The 15,461-nt window shown below is 47.3% G+C and carries 12 protein-coding genes; 4 read left to right on the top strand and 8 right to left on the bottom strand.

What is annotated here, in order from left to right; genetic code table 11:
• Positions 1 to 37 precede the first annotated feature (37 nt).
• Entirely contained in the window at positions 38 to 1,258 is a 1,221-nt protein-coding gene (locus SSED_RS22000; RefSeq protein ID WP_012144553.1) for a threonine/serine exporter family protein, read from the bottom strand.
• Positions 1,259 to 1,770: 512 nt separating this feature from the next.
• Here SSED_RS22000 and SSED_RS21995 point away from each other — a divergent pair.
• The 3 genes from SSED_RS21995 (at position 1,771) to SSED_RS21985 (ending at position 5,127) form a co-directional block, all read left to right on the top strand.
• Positions 1,771 to 2,172: an MAPEG family protein gene (locus tag SSED_RS21995; RefSeq protein WP_012144552.1), complete on the top strand. Its 402-nt coding sequence runs from the start codon at positions 1,771 to 1,773 to the stop codon at positions 2,170 to 2,172.
• 212 nt (positions 2,173 to 2,384) lie between these two features.
• Positions 2,385 to 4,709, top strand: coding sequence for a YgiQ family radical SAM protein (locus tag SSED_RS21990; protein ID WP_012144551.1), 2,325 nt, complete (start codon positions 2,385 to 2,387; stop codon positions 4,707 to 4,709).
• Positions 4,710 to 4,782: 73 nt separating this feature from the next.
• A complete protein-coding gene (locus tag SSED_RS21985) occupies positions 4,783 to 5,127 on the top strand; it encodes a YkvA family protein (protein WP_012144550.1) in 345 nt (114 codons plus the stop codon).
• Between the two features lie 133 nt (positions 5,128 to 5,260).
• Here the strand turns inward: SSED_RS21985 and SSED_RS21980 are convergent, their stop codons facing one another.
• The 7 genes from SSED_RS21980 to SSED_RS21950 form a co-directional block, all read right to left on the bottom strand.
• Positions 5,261 to 7,129 carry a methyl-accepting chemotaxis protein gene (locus SSED_RS21980; RefSeq protein WP_049772141.1) on the bottom strand — a complete coding sequence of 623 codons (1,869 nt, stop codon included), beginning with the start codon at positions 7,127 to 7,129 and terminating at the stop codon, positions 5,261 to 5,263.
• 132 nt (positions 7,130 to 7,261) lie between these two features.
• Positions 7,262 to 8,320 carry a porin gene (locus SSED_RS21975; protein WP_012144548.1) on the bottom strand — a complete coding sequence of 353 codons (1,059 nt, stop codon included), beginning with the start codon at positions 8,318 to 8,320 and terminating at the stop codon, positions 7,262 to 7,264.
• Positions 8,321 to 8,486: 166 nt separating this feature from the next.
• Positions 8,487 to 9,452 (bottom strand): formate dehydrogenase subunit gamma, encoded by a 966-nt coding sequence (locus tag SSED_RS21970; RefSeq protein WP_012144547.1) that lies wholly within the window; start codon positions 9,450 to 9,452, stop codon positions 8,487 to 8,489.
• Positions 9,453 to 9,595: 143 nt separating this feature from the next.
• The gene (locus tag SSED_RS21965; protein WP_012144546.1) at positions 9,596 to 10,183 is read right to left on the bottom strand and encodes a TorD/DmsD family molecular chaperone; all 588 of its coding nucleotides are present in this window, start codon (positions 10,181 to 10,183) and stop codon (positions 9,596 to 9,598) included.
• Complete coding sequence (locus SSED_RS21960; RefSeq protein ID WP_012144545.1) at positions 10,183 to 10,728, bottom strand: 4Fe-4S dicluster domain-containing protein; 546 nt, start codon at positions 10,726 to 10,728, stop codon at positions 10,183 to 10,185. Before SSED_RS21960 ends, SSED_RS21965 begins: the two co-directional genes overlap by 1 nt.
• A 10-nt stretch (positions 10,729 to 10,738) precedes the next feature.
• Positions 10,739 to 12,955 carry a molybdopterin-dependent oxidoreductase gene (locus SSED_RS21955; RefSeq protein WP_012144544.1) on the bottom strand — a complete coding sequence of 739 codons (2,217 nt, stop codon included), beginning with the start codon at positions 12,953 to 12,955 and terminating at the stop codon, positions 10,739 to 10,741.
• 260 nt (positions 12,956 to 13,215) lie between these two features.
• The gene (locus SSED_RS21950) at positions 13,216 to 14,187 is read right to left on the bottom strand and encodes a LysR family transcriptional regulator (protein WP_041421856.1); all 972 of its coding nucleotides are present in this window, start codon (positions 14,185 to 14,187) and stop codon (positions 13,216 to 13,218) included.
• Positions 14,188 to 14,758: 571 nt separating this feature from the next.
• Here SSED_RS21950 and SSED_RS21945 point away from each other — a divergent pair.
• The gene (locus tag SSED_RS21945) at positions 14,759 to 15,454 is read left to right on the top strand and encodes a 4Fe-4S dicluster domain-containing protein (protein WP_012144542.1); all 696 of its coding nucleotides are present in this window, start codon (positions 14,759 to 14,761) and stop codon (positions 15,452 to 15,454) included.
• Positions 15,455 to 15,461 lie beyond the last annotated feature (7 nt).

The raw sequence follows: 15,461 nt of genomic DNA, 5'->3' as shown, positions 1-15,461 counted from the left end.
CGTAACGGAGTTTTTTTACTCAGATAATAGGGTAGGTTTATAGCGTTCTTCGCGGTGATACGGCGACGTTGGCGAAAATTAATCCGGCGACGAGTGACATAAATATCAGAAAAATCTGGCTACCAATATGTGACTGGTTAAGCATTGTCTCGCCTAAGATAAGCGTGTTGAGTCCAATATAGGTTTTACTACCCGGAACCAGAATAACGATACCTTGGAGTAGGGCGATAGAAGCGGGGGCTTTCATCCAGCGTGCAAACAGGTTTGAGTAGACGCCCACTGCGAACGCGCCAAAGAAGATACCGATAGAGTCGCCTAAGTAGATGCCACCCAACATAGATGAGAAGAAGGCGACAATGCCTGCGAGCACTCCCCAAGGGGAGTCTTTCATACGGGCCTTAAATATGATCACCAGTGCCATCGAGAGGATAGGCACGGCAGACCAGATGGCAACTTGTGGTACCGGATCGGGTTCAAAGTAGATGGCTTCGCCAAATATCGCCTTGCCAATCACCATGCCGAAAATTGCTCCAAAATAGAGCTTAAACAGCAGCATACACGCATCCATGACACGGGCGGTCCCGGATATCAGATCTCTGGCAGCGAGCTCAGCTAAGCCTAAGGTGAGCGCGAGACCGGGAACAAAGATAATGATGCCGGACAGAATCACCACAGGGAGGTTGATATGGGGATCAAGTTGAGCGATGCCACTGGCGACCAGGGCACATAGGATAGCGGCTAAAGGTTCGAGCATTTCGGCCATACGTTTAGAGCGTTCGGCGCGATAGACCAGTCCATAGACCATGAAACCAAGCAGGGCAGACCAAAACACATCGTTCCAGCTTGTTCCCATCAGCATGGCAAAGGCTCCTGCCGAGCAGCCAAATGCCAATAAGGTGAGCAGTGAGCCATAAGCATTAGGTTTATTGGCTATCTCGTCCAGTCGTTCTAAGGCTTCCTGAAGAGTGCGCTTACCAGAAACTAACTCCTCGACCAGTTCATCGGTACGGGCCAGGGCTCCGAGATCTAATTCACCCGGCTTTACCCTGGCTACGTGGTTGTACTCTTGATCGGTATCGTGTTGAAGAACGAAGGTCATGGCAGTGGGAGAGATAAGAAAATAGCCCTCGAGTCCCAAGAGTTCTGAGACGGCTTGAAGGTGAGCTTCGAGCCGGTAAGCCGGGGTGCCAAACTTGTGTAGAGACTTGCCTAACTTAATGATAAATCGACGTTTCTCTAGAAATTCTTCGTTGTTCACAAGCAGGGTCCATTATTGTTTTGTTTTTGGGAATGCCAAACGAGCGCATATTAACCTAGTTTGTGGGAAAAAGGTTAATCAGATGGAAAATATTTACCTATACCAATCAGTATAAGAAAGTGATCTACTCAGAGTTATTTTTGGCAAACTAATTCAAGGCGAATAGATGATGCAATGGTGATCCCTTGTGAAGCTATTCAACGAAGAAGTAGGCAGCCAAAAACACTCCTGAAAGGCGAGTTTTAGCCTTTCTGATGCTGCGTTAACGAGCTTAAACGTAGAACAACTATGCTCTTCACTCGCTGCGAGCAACATGGATGTTGCAAATGTCATTTATGCACGACTATATGGATATAGGAGGTAGAGTAACGCATGGAGCAGTTACCGAGGAGCAATTGATGACCTTGCCTCAGAAGCGCTAAACTCTCGCTGAGCGATCACATCTTTATACTGATTGGTATTACTTCTAATAAGTTGTAATGCTGGTTGAAATATTAATAAAAGGAAGCCTTATGTCAGTTGCCATTTCAGGCCTGTATATCAGCATTACTGCAATTTTAGTCGTCATGTTTGCAATGCGAGTGATTCAATTACGTAGGAAGCATAAAATTGGTTTGGGTAGTTCCGGCAATGAAGAGTTAAGGCTGGCTAATCGGGTGCACGCTAATTTAGTGGAAAATGCACCGATAGCCATGATTTTATTGCTGGTGGCAGAGCAGAACCATCTACCTGGGCTGTTTTTGCATATTCTGGGCATCGTGTGGGTCATAGGTCGAATCTTGCATGCGATAGGTTTGACACAAGGTCGGGGCGGTTATCATCTGGGCCGTTTTTGGGGAGGGTTACTGAGTTGGTTGGTTATTCTGATCCTCGCTGGTATTAACTTTGGCTATTTCTTCTTTAGCTTGGGGTAAACTTCTAGCGCCAGTACCCGTTATGTGAGTGTGGGTAAGCATCCCTACACTCTTTATGGTTAATCAAATTTGAGACGTTTTATCTGAGTATTATTGCCTGGCTGGTTGTTTTTTGTTCGCACTGACCCCCTGTCCCCTGTTATACTCCGCCTCCCTTTCGGGGGCGCGAATGTTTTATATTTTCCATATTTGATAGTCAGGCTGTAAAACTCATGCAAGTTGAATCCACATTATTTACTTACCCTAAGCATCGCTCTGAGCTGAAGCGTCCAGCTCCTTTTTTACCTATGTCTCGTAAAGAGATGGATAAGCTGGGTTGGGACCGTTGCGACATCATCATAGTGACAGGTGACGCTTACGTGGATCATCCAAGCTTCGGTATGGCGATCATTGGACGTATGTTGGAAGCTCAGGGTTTTAGGGTGGGGATCATCGCTCAGCCGGATTGGTCTAACAAGAATGACTTTATGAAGCTGGGTAAACCCAACCTCTATTTTGGTGTCACCGCCGGCAATATGGATTCGATGATCAATCGTTACACTGCCGAGCGTCGTATGCGCCATGATGATGCCTATACCGCCGGTGACGTTGGTGGAAAGCGCCCCGACCGCGCCGTGACCGTCTATACCCAGAGGTGTAAAGAAGCATTCAAACAGGTTCCCGTGATAATCGGTGGCATAGAGGCTAGTCTTCGCCGTACCGCTCACTACGATTATTGGTCCGATAAAGTACGTCGCTCAGTTATATTGGATGCCAAAGCTGACATTCTGGTTTACGGCAATGCCGAGCGCCCTTTGGTTGAGCTTTCCCATCGTCTTGCCGGCGGTGAGCCTATTTCTGAACTGCATGATATTCGTGGTACTGCGGTTATTCGTAAAGCACCCTTACCAGGCTGGAAGGGGGTAGATTCGCGCAAAATAGATCAACTTCATAAGATCGACCCAATCCCGAATCCCTATGGTGCCGATGATGTCGGCTGCAAGAACCTGTCGGGCCCAACGGATGAGAAGATATTCGATAACGATGCCCCTAAGGCTATCAGTGTGCAGCCACCCAAACCTAAGCCTTGGGAGAAGAGTTATATACAACTTCCAAGTTATGAAAAAGTGGCGGCAGACAAATTTCTCTATGCTCATGCATCCCGAATTTTGCACCAAGAGCAGAATCCTGGCTGCGCCAGAGCGCTGTTTCAGGTTCATGCGGAGCGCGCTGTCTGGGTCAATCCACCTGCGTTACCGTTAAATACCGATGAGATGGATGGAGTGTTTGATCTGGCGTATCAGCGTGTTCCCCATCCTTCATATGGTAAAGAGAATATACCTGCCTATGACATGATTAAGACCTCTATCAACATCATGCGTGGTTGTTTCGGTGGCTGCTCATTCTGCTCTATTACCGAGCATGAAGGGCGGATTATTCAGAGCCGTTCACAAGAGTCGATTGTGAACGAGATCAAAGACATTCAGGGTAAAGTTCCTGGTTTTACCGGGGTGATCTCAGATCTTGGTGGACCGACGGCCAACATGTATCACTTAGGCTGTAAGAGTGAGAAGGCTGAACAAACCTGTCGCCGACTCTCCTGCATCTTCCCCGATATTTGTGGCCATATGGATACCGACCATCAACCTACTATAGACCTGTATCGGGCTGCTCGAGATCTGCCCGGCATTAAGAAAATTTTGATTGCCTCGGGTGTACGATATGATCTGGCATCCGAAGACCCTCGTTATGTCAAAGAGCTGGCAACCCATCATGTCGGCGGCTATCTCAAGATTGCCCCGGAGCATACCGAGAAAGGGCCGCTCGATATGATGATGAAGCCGGGAATGGGCAGCTATGATAGATTTAAAGAGCTGTTCGATAAATATTCGAAAGAGGCGGGTAAGAAGCAGTACCTTATCCCGTACTTTATCTCGGCTCACCCGGGGACGACCAATGAAGATATGGTGAATCTGGCGCTATGGCTGAAAGGTGAGAAATTCAAGCTGGATCAGGTGCAGAACTTTTATCCATCGCCCATGGCGAACGCGACGACTATCTATCATACCGAGCTGAATTCACTGAAAAATGTGAAGCACACCAGCGAGCAGATCGCGGTGCCTAAAGGTGGACGTCAACGTAAACTGCACAAAGCCCTGCTGCGCTATCATGATCCTGTCGGCTGGCCGATGATCCGTGAGGCGCTGATTGAGATGGGCAAAGAGAAGCTTATCGGTAACGGCCCTAACTGTTTAGTGCCGGCAGAGTCCCGCCAAGAGCGTGAAGCGAACCGTAGTAAAGGTAAAGGCGGTGGTGCGGGCAAAGGGGCGAGTACGAATAAAGAGCAAGGGGGCAAGAAAGCCTTTACCCGCTTCTCTGAAGATCAGTTTGCCGATCGCAAACCTAAAGGCAAAGGGAGCGCAGAAGTTAAGGGCAAAAGTGACTCATCTGCTAAGCAGGGCTCTGGGAAGACTGGTGGACAGGCTGATAAATCGGGTTCACGCAAGCGTCCGGCAAAGAAAAATGCTTGGGGAACCACGCCTAAGCACCAAAGATAGGTCGAGTGATAGCATGATTCGTTTACCGATTATGCTATCTTTATTGCCTTAGTTTTACGTATGGGAAAGTGCTATGAGTGATCTGAATAAGCCAAACAGTGATGATTACAGTGACCATGATTTCTGGCTCAAGGTAAAACAGTTTGCTAAGAAAGCGGGCCGCGAAGTGATAGACAATGCTTTATGCCTCTACTATGCGGCTCAAGGCCCCGATACGCCTAAATGGGCCAAGACCGTGATCTTTGGCGCTTTAGCCTATTTTATTGCGCCTCTCGATGCCATTCCCGATCTGACCCCCTTCGTAGGTTTTACCGATGACCTCGGCGCACTTGCCGCGGCTCTGGCCATGGTCAGCGTATATGTCGACGATGATGTGGAGAAACAGGCCGCAGAGAAGTCATCGGCCTGGTTCGATTAACCACTATATTCTGACGTTGCCTCGCTGGTGTTAAGGCGATTTGTCGATAAGTTGAAACTGGCGCTGAACCGGGTGGATAAGTAAATTGTGGCCGTCCGGCACTTGGCTGGACGACCCGTATTGATGACTTTTATTAAGACAGCTTAAACTGTTCCACGATCAACCTGAGTTGATGGTTTGCGGTGGCCAGATTTACGGTTTCATTGCTGGTGACTTCACCATTGGTGGAAAGCTCGTTTACCATCTCTCGGATGGCCGACATATTGCGGGTGATCTCGCCCGATACCGAGCTTTGCTCCTCTGCGGCCGTGGCGATTTGGGTGTTGAGGTCATTGATCTGATTGACCGAACTGCCAATGTTATCGAGATCCGATGCGACTCGCTCCGTCGTCTCGGCCGTTTTCAGACAGGTTGCCTTAGTAACATTCATCGCCGTGATAGCCGCATTCGAGGCTTCTCTCAGCTTTGTGAGAGTCTGTTCGATTTCGGCCGTGCTCGACTGAGTCCTGGCGGCCAGAGCGCGCACCTCATCGGCGACCACCGCAAAACCCCGACCTTGCTCTCCGGCTCTGGCGGCTTCAATCGCGGCATTCAGTGCCAGCAGGTTGGTCTGATCGGCTATTTCACCTATCACTTTCAATACTTGAGTAATGTTGACCGTATCTCTGTCTATCTCGGCAATATTGGCGGAGGTGTTTTCAACTTCCCTGACCAGTTGTGCGACAGTGTCGGTGGCTTGACCTACCACGGCCTTAGATTCCAGCGTTTGGCTATTGGTGACTTGAGTGAAAGAGGCGGTTTCCGCACCATTTCTGGCAACATCGTTGGCGGTTGCACTCATCTCTTCGATGGCGGCGACGATCTGCTCGGTCTCCGTGGTGTGCGCGGCAAGGATATGGCTGTTGGCTTCGGTTTCTGACTTAAGGCGCTCCACGCTGCTACCGATATGTGTCGATGATTGCAAAACTTCCAACATCATAGATTGTAAATTGGCGATGAATTGGTTGATCCCCTGAGATATCTCTCCCAAATCATCGAGGTTCTTGACCTCCAGTCGACGAGTAAGATCACCATTACCCTTAGACAGCTCTGTAACCATCTCCTTGAGCAGTAATATGGGTTTATAGATCACGTATAACACGCTCAATAATACGCTGATAGCCAGCGCCAACATGATCAGAGAGGAGATCATGGCATTACTGAGTGCCTTGTCTACGGCCGCATAAGCGACAGACTTTTTCAGGCCGATGAGCAGATACCACTTCTTGCCGTTGACCAGATTGATCGCCTTGGAAAATGCGATCTTATCGACGCCGTCTAAGGTGTATTCCTGCATAACCTCGTCCTGTGACAGCATATTTCGTTCTACTTCGGGTAGGCCAAAATCGGAGAAGTGAGTGCCTGAGATCAGACGTTTGGATTCAGATGCCAGTACCTTACCCGTCTGATCGGTAATTAATACCACGGCGCCAGGGTAATCCACGGCCTTAACCGCATCTGCCAGAAAGGTGAGCTCGATATCGCCGAGGACGACACCATCACCGAGATTTTTCAGGATAGAGATGACATCGTGGCCGGTGCCGTCATCGACATAGATATCGGTGACATCCAGGGCTGTGGTGGCTTTACCTTGCTGGTACCAGGGACGGGTGCGTGGATCGTATTGTTCGGGTATGGCCTTGCCGTCGATCCACTTGCTGCTGGTTTCCGTCGAGTAGGCCGAGCCATCATCGAAGCCGAAATAGATACGGGCGACGCCGCCGACATCGGTAGAGAGCCTGGCTGCCTGGGCATAGTTGCCCTTATAGGTACCCTGTTGGTAGTGGCTGGCTAGTGCATCGATGGATTTGGCCTTCTCTGTAAACCACTCCTCGATGTTGTTCGATTCATATTTAGCAATACTCCTGAGTTTTTCATTGGTATTGGCTATGGTGCTCTCTTTTAATTCGATATATGAGAGCCAATTTGAGATTAAAAGGCAGAGGGCGACCAGAGTCACCATTGACGCTATCAGCGATTTTCTAAATCCTAACAATTGCTTATCTCCACAACAGTGACAGAAATGAAAAGAGACCACTAGTAGGCCTCTTTATTGGGGTTAGTTCTTTTGCTTTACGGCTCGCTCAATAGCGATTTAACCTTTCCAATTCAGGTTGAAGTCGTATCTGAAGCCTAAGGTCAACGCTTGATCATCGGCGCGGTTGTCAGAGTTCTTGGCTAAGTACTCAAGATGAACACGTACATTTGAGGTTGGGTTCCACTCAAGGGTAGTGTTGAAACCATCATAGTCGGCTGATGTGTTGTCATTGATGCCATCTTTAAACTGGAAGTAACCCAGTTTAACCTTGTAGTTTTTAGCAATAGGGTAGGCCAGTGCACTGTCTAATGTGCTGCCACTTCGGTCCTGGCTTAAGGCATCGAAGTTATATTGCTTATCCTGATAGCTGACAGCGACATAGAGATCGTTGCTGAAGGTATAAGCGACGACGCCGCCAATAGTCTGGTCATCGCCTTCGATACCGGCATCGGTCTGTGTGTTTTGGCTGACATAACCTAGGCCAAGGTGTAGTTGGTCTAAATCGTAACCGACACCTAAGTTGACCATATCGGCACCAGTGTCACCGCTATTGCCGTCAACTTGTGCACCTGCCATCAAGGTGAAACCACCTGTTACCAGCTTATAGGTCACGAAGTTATCCACGAAGAATGGGCTCTCATGGTCATAAGCGTATGGGCTGTTACCATGGTTAAAGATATCGACGTACTCGGCAACTAAGGTGTATTGAGCCGGACGTTGCTTACCAATACCTACCTGTCCGTAAGGTGAAGCGATAGCGGCATAGGCCTGACGTGCCTTACCAAAGTTCCCTGAGTTGGCGATATCGACGCTCCACTCACCCTGAGCGATAGCGCTCCAGCCATCGGCAAACTCTGTGCTGGCCTTGATGCCGACGCGAGACAGGGCATCACGAACATCCCAGGTTTTATCCTGATCATCATCCAGGTAGCTAAGGGTTGGACGGATTGAACCGTATAGACTTACCTGGCTGTTTTTAAACTGTGATGGTGCGGCGTTGTTTTCGAGATTCGCAATGCGTTGCTCTAGAGTTTGTGCATCATCGGCATGGGCGTTGTAGCTACATAGACCAACGGCAATCGCCACGAGTGATTTTAGTGTATTCATCGTATTCATCTTCTTTTTTATTATTCAGGATGCAACCAGCCGCCATCCTCTTGGGGTAAGAGTCGGTGAGTGCAAAGCTGAACAGTTTTATTGTCAGAGCCTAAGCTCTATTTGAGAATGCTCACCACCATATGAGATGCTGGTGAGCATGATTTGATACCTGGGAATCGCCCGTTTACTTCAGTTCGTTGAACCAAAGGTTATGGTGCTGCTTCGCCCAGTTTTCGTCACAGTAGCCAGAGGTCATGTTAGACATGCCACCTTCAGACATGACTGTCGCCATGAAGATGTGTACTACTGAGAAGGCGCTGATGATGATGGTTGAGGCAATGTGCATTACCAGCATCAAATTAGCGGTATTCTTAGTGACAACGAAGGTTTCAGGGAACATCATTGTCAGACCTGAAATCACCATCAGGCCACCAAAGAGTGCAAATACCCAGAACCACAGTTTTTCACCGGCATTGGCAAAGCCCGCATCCGGGTGATGCTTCTTACCTGTATTCAGGTAGCCACCCAATACGGCAAACCACTTCAAGTCATAGCTTGCTGGAATTTGCTTTGGTGCCCACATCAATATCATCAGGATGTAACCCAGGATGAAGGGGAATGCCATTAGCTCATGCAGGCTGCTTGACAGACCGACGAGCGATGTCCAGCTAGATGCATTCATGCTTGGTTCGAAGTAGTGTCGACCGCCCGCTAAGACCAGACCCGTTAGCATTAGCAGGATGCAGGCAATCGCTCCCAGCCAATGCACACTGATACTTAAGCCAGACCAACGTTTGATCATCTTACCCGAGAAGCCGTTATCCAGACGTGAGATACCGTTCACCATGATGAAGATGATAAACAAGGCGATGACGCCAAACAGGCTGGCAAAAACCAGAAATGCGATGCTATCTGTGGCACCTAAGTAACCTAAGATGGTTTCATCTGCTTCTTCCGGTACCGATGCAGGCATCAATAACTCAACTTGTGTTGGCATACCACGCAGTTCTGGGATGTCACCCTCAATAGCGTGTTCCTGGATAGTTTGCCACTGCTGAGGCTGCAATGTTGCAACATCAGCGGCCATTGCTGCCGTTGAGACAAACAGGCTGATGACAATAAAACTAAACAATCTTATTGCTCTGTTCATTCATAACTCCTTTAGCGACTTTAGGTCGCCTATTCGGTTCTACCCGCCGAATACCTGAGGGGATTGTAGATTCAGGTATCGACGGATATCACCATTTCACTTGGTACATAGTGCGTTAACTTATCTTGTATAAAGTCAACGCATCACTGCATTTGCTGTGTGATAAAAAGGTGCAGTTCGGTGGCAAATTCGCGCCAAAAAGCTTGTTGGGCATGGGTTTTTATCCCTTCACAGAAGGGAGTGATCCAAGTTCCAAGGTGCTTAGTGAGAAACTCGTCGGCAATTGCCGTGAGTTCCTCGAAGGCCTCGATATTATTCGCCGCTTTCTGCTCACTCGCTAACGCGTGAACACAGTAGAGAAACTCCAGTTCGTTACCGATAAAGTCGGCCGGCTCATTGAATTGTTCATCAATGACCAAGCCAATCTCTTGATAAAACTCGGCGACTCTGACGGTTTCGTCTGTATTCATGACATGATTGCCGCTGCGATAAACGCCCTCGTAAGGAGCAACCAGCAACTTATATGGACCGATACACATGCGGTTGAAGTCAAACTCCAATTCCGATGAGTCATCGACAAATTTCTTTGCTTCTGCGAGCAAAGGGCTATCCGGGCGATCCGCTTCTAGGTATGCGATCATGCCAGTTAACGCCTCTGTCCCTGAGGGCGAAAAAATCATCGATTTATAGGCAAAGTAAGCCGTTGCCATCGGACCATATTGTGCCGTCATTATGCGCGTTCCTTAATAATCACCATGTTAGGTTTCGTGATGCAATCGCCGTAACCGACACCTTCTTTACTCGCTGAAGGCTTCTTCAACACCTCATCGATGTTTCCGGTTTCAATACATTGCACAGGGCAACCCGTTACACACGCAGGCTTCATGCCACGGTCCAGAAGTTCAACACACATGTTGCACTTGTCGGCCTTGCCATCGTCTTCGCGGATGCTGACGGCAGAGTATGGACAGGCGGTGGCACACAGGCCACAACCGGTACATTTCTCACGATCCAGTACCACGATACCGTCATCTCTGACGTGGTAGGCTTTTGCCGGGCAGACCATCAAGCAGGCAGGGTTTTCACAGTGCATGCAAGAGTGAGATAGCCACACATCGATCGCGCCATCTTCGCGTTCTACTTCATAGCGATCGACTTTGCGGAATCGGTGGTTTTCAGGCAGCTCGTTGTGAATTTGACAGGCAACGGTACAGGCACCACAACCAACACAGTTCTCTTGTCTGAAGACAAAGCCCACTTTTTGATTAATTGACATCTTTTACTCCTTAGGCTTTTTCTATCGCGACATTAGTCGAATGGTAGGCAGAGCACCCGCCCATATCGGTTAACTTGTCGGTGGTGAGGTTGTTGGTACAACTGGCTTTGCCCTGTGGGTCCATGCGGCGCCAGTTGTTCTTGGGCGCCATCACGGTGCCGCGGCCAACCTGACTCGAAACCTGTGCGATGAAGAAAGCTTCACCACGGTGGTTACTGAGTCTGACTCTGTCATTATTCTTAATCCCAAGCTCTTTGGCATCTTCGTTATTGACCTTGGCGAAATAGGCAGGGAAGTTACGAATATACTTCACGTTGTAGAAAGAGCTGTTGGCACGTTGAGGGATCGCAGGAGATAACATGCGGAAAGGCAAGTTTTTCTCTTCCGGGATCATCTCATCTTCCGGCAGTCCAAAGTCAAGAACTGGATGGTAACCGGCGTCAATCATCATCTGAGAATAAAACTCAATCTTGCCACTGTCAGTCTTATACTTGCCATCACCGAAGTAAGGACGTTGATCGTAAACGGTGACGAACTTCTCTTCGATGATCTGCTCGTAAGTGATGTTGTTGTGTCTGAACGCTGGCTCTTCGGTGTCTAAGAAATCACGAAGAATCTGTTCATAATCGACACGCATCTCTGGGTGATGATCCAGTCCCATATGAGCGGCTAACTCTTTGAAGAAGATCCAGTTATCTTTAGATTCACCTAAAGGCTCAATCACTTTCTCAGACGTTTGCATGTGGTAACAGTTGTAATCGGTACCCATATCAGGGAACTCGAACTGTGTAGTTGACGGTACGATGATATCTGCTAACTCGGCCGTATCTGTCATCAAGAAATCATGAACGACTAAGAACAGATCGTCACGCATCGCGCCGCGACGACAGGCATTCGAATCTGGAGCAACAGAGACGAAGTTACCATTGTAGTTAATCACCGCCTTGATAGGCTTGATTGGTTTGCCATAGGCAGTCGGGTTAGTCGGGTGAATCGCCTTGGCGATCTCCGTCATGTTCACATGACCTACCGTATCGCCATGTGGATGGATATGGTCGGCACGACCCTTAGAGTAGTTTAAGCTGTCATCGGCTTGGGTGTTATCGTAAACGAAACCGTTACCAATCTTACCGTACTGACCCGCAACGGCGTGCATCATCGCGATAGCGCGAGACATACGTGCACCGTTGTAGTTACGCTGCATACCATAACCCAGACGCAGTACAGATAGCTCTGACTCACCGTAGACCTTGGCGAACTTGAACATCTTCTCTCTTGGTACGCCTGTGACTCGCTCAATTTCGTCGTAGCTCATTTCGTCTATACGTTTAAGCAGGTCTTGGTAACCAATAGTATTAGCTTCGATAAACTTAGTATCGGCTAAATTGTTTTCAATCAGGTACTTCATGATACCGGTAGCAAGATGGGTATCTGTACTTGGTTTTGGCTGTAACCAGATATCAGCCTGAGACGCGATAGGCGTACGTATTGGGTTCACTACCAATAACTTTGCACCTTTGTCGCGCGCCTGGTTGATGAACTTGATGCCGTGAACGTTAGTTGCCGTTTCGTTCTGACCCCAAGAGATATAACAGTTGGTGTAGATATTGTCGTATGGATCTGGACCTTGGTAAGTACCGGTCACAGATTTAAGACCTTCATAGGCGGCGAATACACAAACCTTACGGTCGAGTTTACGTGCACCAACGGCGTTGAAGAAGCGGCTTGGTCCGCCGTATTTACCGATAACACCTTCATGACCCGAGTAGCTGTATGGCAGAATCGAATCGGCGCCATGTTCTTTAATGATCGTTTTTAAGCGAGCGCTGATCTTTGCATAGGCTTCATCCCATGAGATACGACGCCATTTGCCTTCGCCCTTTTCACCCGCACGTTCCATCGGATGTAAGATACGGTCTGCTGCATAGGTGTACTGCACATAAGCATGACCTTTAACGCATGGAGAGGTGCCCATCTTCTTCATCTCTGAAGCACCTTCAACATAGGTCATACGACCATTTTGTACGGTAAATTTAAGTAAGCATCGGTCTGCACAGTTACGCTGACAAGTGTGATATACAATTTTACCTTCACGCTTGAGTAACTTATCAGGCGCGCCGCCACGTTGTTCCGTAGCACTGGCAATGCCGGGCATCAAGCCTGAGAGAGAGCCAACAACCGAGCTGGCTCCGACTCCCTGCAGGAATGTGCGTCTGTTAATCTTCATATGTGTTCCCCATCTTGGTAGTGTTTTTCACTACTTATTTTCATCTGCAAAGTTCGATCATTTTTTATAATTTAAGCAATGTGTGATACCTGCTTCTGGCGTAGCTTTTAAGTATCATCTCTTGCTTTTTTACTGCTCACATTTACGACTCACATCTATGTGTTTATATTTTAAAGCTCCTTGTTAAAGTGGATCTGCCAGGGAAAAAAAGCTGTCAGCTTGCAGGGAGACCAAGCTATCTTTCCACGGCATAGTTAAATTTATTGCTCTTCACTTGCGACTCGCCACTCTCTCTCTAATCCGCAGATTAATTTGGATTTGACCCAGTTGAAGGCGGCGGAATTATTGGTGTCTCCATACAGGACATAGTTACCAATTTCACGGTTTTCCCGGCGACGGATACGGCATTGCTGCGCGAGATCTTCGGGCAATTTCAGACATTGAATCTTAGGGATCATCTTGACGAACTGCCGGGTAAACTGATTACAGCTCAAAGTGATAGCATCTGATTCGCTGAGAAGTCTGATAGCCGAAGCCAGGCTGTCGGTATAACCTTCCACCTCCATGGGGGAAAGCCCTTTTTCGCGGCAAAGGTTCACCAGCAAGGGACAGCTAAGATCGTCATAATTATCGATCTCAAGACAGGAGTAATTGGAAATATTCTCTAGTGTGAGCTCCTGAGTGAGAATGGGATGTTCGTTGTTAACCAAGAGGTATAAGCTGTCGGTTTCGGCAAACATCTCGTAATTAAGGTTCTTGCCGTTGAAGCCTTCATAGACTACGACAAAATCCATATCACCATTGGCAAGCTCGGTACTGCAATCATGGGTGAGTACGCGAACATCGAAACGTAAGTTAGGCGCTTCCAATAGGATGTCATTGCGTATCACTTTTTGGACGGCGTAGACAAATTCATCGTAAGCGTGAATCGTATACTGGCCTCCTGACTCTGCGGGAGTGAAAACTGAATGCTGCATTTCTATTTTTTGATACTGTGCAACTAAGGCTTTAGCCATTGGAATTAACTGATGTGTTTTTTCGGTGGCGATAAAACCGGAAGTGCGGCGTATAAAGAGTGAATCTTTAAATATATCCCGTAGTATTTTTAATGTTCTACTTACGCCGGAAGCTGTCATGCCTAATTCATTTGCAGCTTGATGACTTTGTCCATGCTCGTATATAGCAATAAATACTTTTAATTGATTGTAATTAAGTTGATCAATTTTATTCATGATGCATGGCTTGTTATTAGTTGGTGTGAGTATCATCTATATATGTTGAATAGTATTCAGTGTTATATGTCACAGTTTTAATATGGGTATTATTAGAACTTTGATGCAACTCCCGAATTGCAATTATTAATAATTGCAAAATTCAGATGTCGATATTTACAGTTGAATATTTCTATGTTTGTAAGTTGTTGTTATGAAAGGTTTAAAACTTCTGGTACCAATGTTCCATGTTCAGCCATCTATTTGTTTTTTATCGATAAATTGGTGTTGTGGTCGTTCCCCTATATAGTTTGCATAAATGTTAAGTTTAAAAAAATTTCACCATTTTTATATTTATTTTTTAGATGTGACCCAATGCAAGAATAACTCCCTAGTTCACAAATACCTTATGCCGTTTTTATTTCAAAGTATTTCAATTTATTTTGTAAATGTGATCTTTATTTAATTGTGACTCTTTAAATATGTCTTGTGTTATATATTAATTCTAGTTACGTGTATTTTAATAATAAGACTTCTATAAATGTATGGAGTAAAGGCGAACGCTTTTTACTCTCATATTTAAGGGAAATGTATGTTAGATAGACGTTCCATATTAAAAATGGCGGCCGGCGGCGCCATGCTTGCAATCGTACCTAGTGCACAGCTGCAAGCTAAGACTCCAGGAAAACGCTTGGCCATGGTGTTTGATGTGCGCCGCTGTACCGGCTGTTTATCTTGCACCGTATCCTGTGCCATGGAAAATCAGACTGAGGCGGGAAGAGGCAGAACTCGTGTCAATCAAGCCTGTATAGAGCAAGGTGATAGCTTTGCGACTCTGGCCGTACCTAATCAGTGTAATCAATGTGATAACCCTGCCTGTGTATATGTCTGTCCCGTTGAGGCGACTTATAAGCGTGAAGAAGATGGCATCGTGGTTATCGACCACGAAGAGTGCATTCATTGCCAGCTCTGTGTCGACGCCTGCCCTTATGGCGCAAGACGCAAAGATGAAACCTTAGAAACTCCTCCCGAAAAATGTAACTTCTGTATTCATCGCGTTTCAGCGGGTCTGCTTCCTGCCTGTGTAGAGACTTGCATCGGTGAGGCCAGAAGTTTCGGCGATCTTAATGATCCGAAGAGTAAGGTTTCTCAGTTAGTCAGAGACAATAAGGTATATGCCATGCTCTCTGAGTCGGGCACTAAGCCCAATATTTTTTATATCGGTTTACCCGAGCAGGCAGATGATCAAGAGATCTTGTCGCTTAACTTCCTCGAATGGCAACGCTAGGAGCAGA

This window comes from Shewanella sediminis HAW-EB3 (assembly GCF_000018025.1).
GTDB lineage: Bacteria > Pseudomonadota > Gammaproteobacteria > Enterobacterales > Shewanellaceae > Shewanella > Shewanella sediminis.
This window is presented reverse-complemented; position numbering and strand designations above follow the sequence as displayed.

Excerpts from the sequence above, each read along its gene's own strand:
- SSED_RS21975 (WP_012144548.1), bottom strand. The coding sequence starts at position 8,320 with ATGAATACGATGAATACACTAAAATCACTCGTGGCGATTGCCGTTGGT.
- SSED_RS21990 (WP_012144551.1), top strand. The coding sequence starts at position 2,385 with ATGCAAGTTGAATCCACATTATTTACTTACCCTAAGCATCGCTCTGAG.
- SSED_RS21980 (WP_049772141.1), bottom strand. The coding sequence starts at position 7,129 with ATGGTGACTCTGGTCGCCCTCTGCCTTTTAATCTCAAATTGGCTCTCA.
- SSED_RS21965 (WP_012144546.1), bottom strand. The coding sequence starts at position 10,183 with ATGACGGCACAATATGGTCCGATGGCAACGGCTTACTTTGCCTATAAA.
- SSED_RS21970 (WP_012144547.1), bottom strand. The coding sequence starts at position 9,452 with ATGAACAGAGCAATAAGATTGTTTAGTTTTATTGTCATCAGCCTGTTT.
- SSED_RS21960 (WP_012144545.1), bottom strand. The coding sequence starts at position 10,728 with ATGTCAATTAATCAAAAAGTGGGCTTTGTCTTCAGACAAGAGAACTGT.
- SSED_RS21955 (WP_012144544.1), bottom strand. The coding sequence starts at position 12,955 with ATGAAGATTAACAGACGCACATTCCTGCAGGGAGTCGGAGCCAGCTCG.
- SSED_RS21985 (WP_012144550.1), top strand. The coding sequence starts at position 4,783 with ATGAGTGATCTGAATAAGCCAAACAGTGATGATTACAGTGACCATGAT.
- SSED_RS21995 (WP_012144552.1), top strand. The coding sequence starts at position 1,771 with ATGTCAGTTGCCATTTCAGGCCTGTATATCAGCATTACTGCAATTTTA.
- SSED_RS21945 (WP_012144542.1), top strand. The coding sequence starts at position 14,759 with ATGTTAGATAGACGTTCCATATTAAAAATGGCGGCCGGCGGCGCCATG.
- SSED_RS21950 (WP_041421856.1), bottom strand. The coding sequence starts at position 14,187 with ATGAATAAAATTGATCAACTTAATTACAATCAATTAAAAGTATTTATT.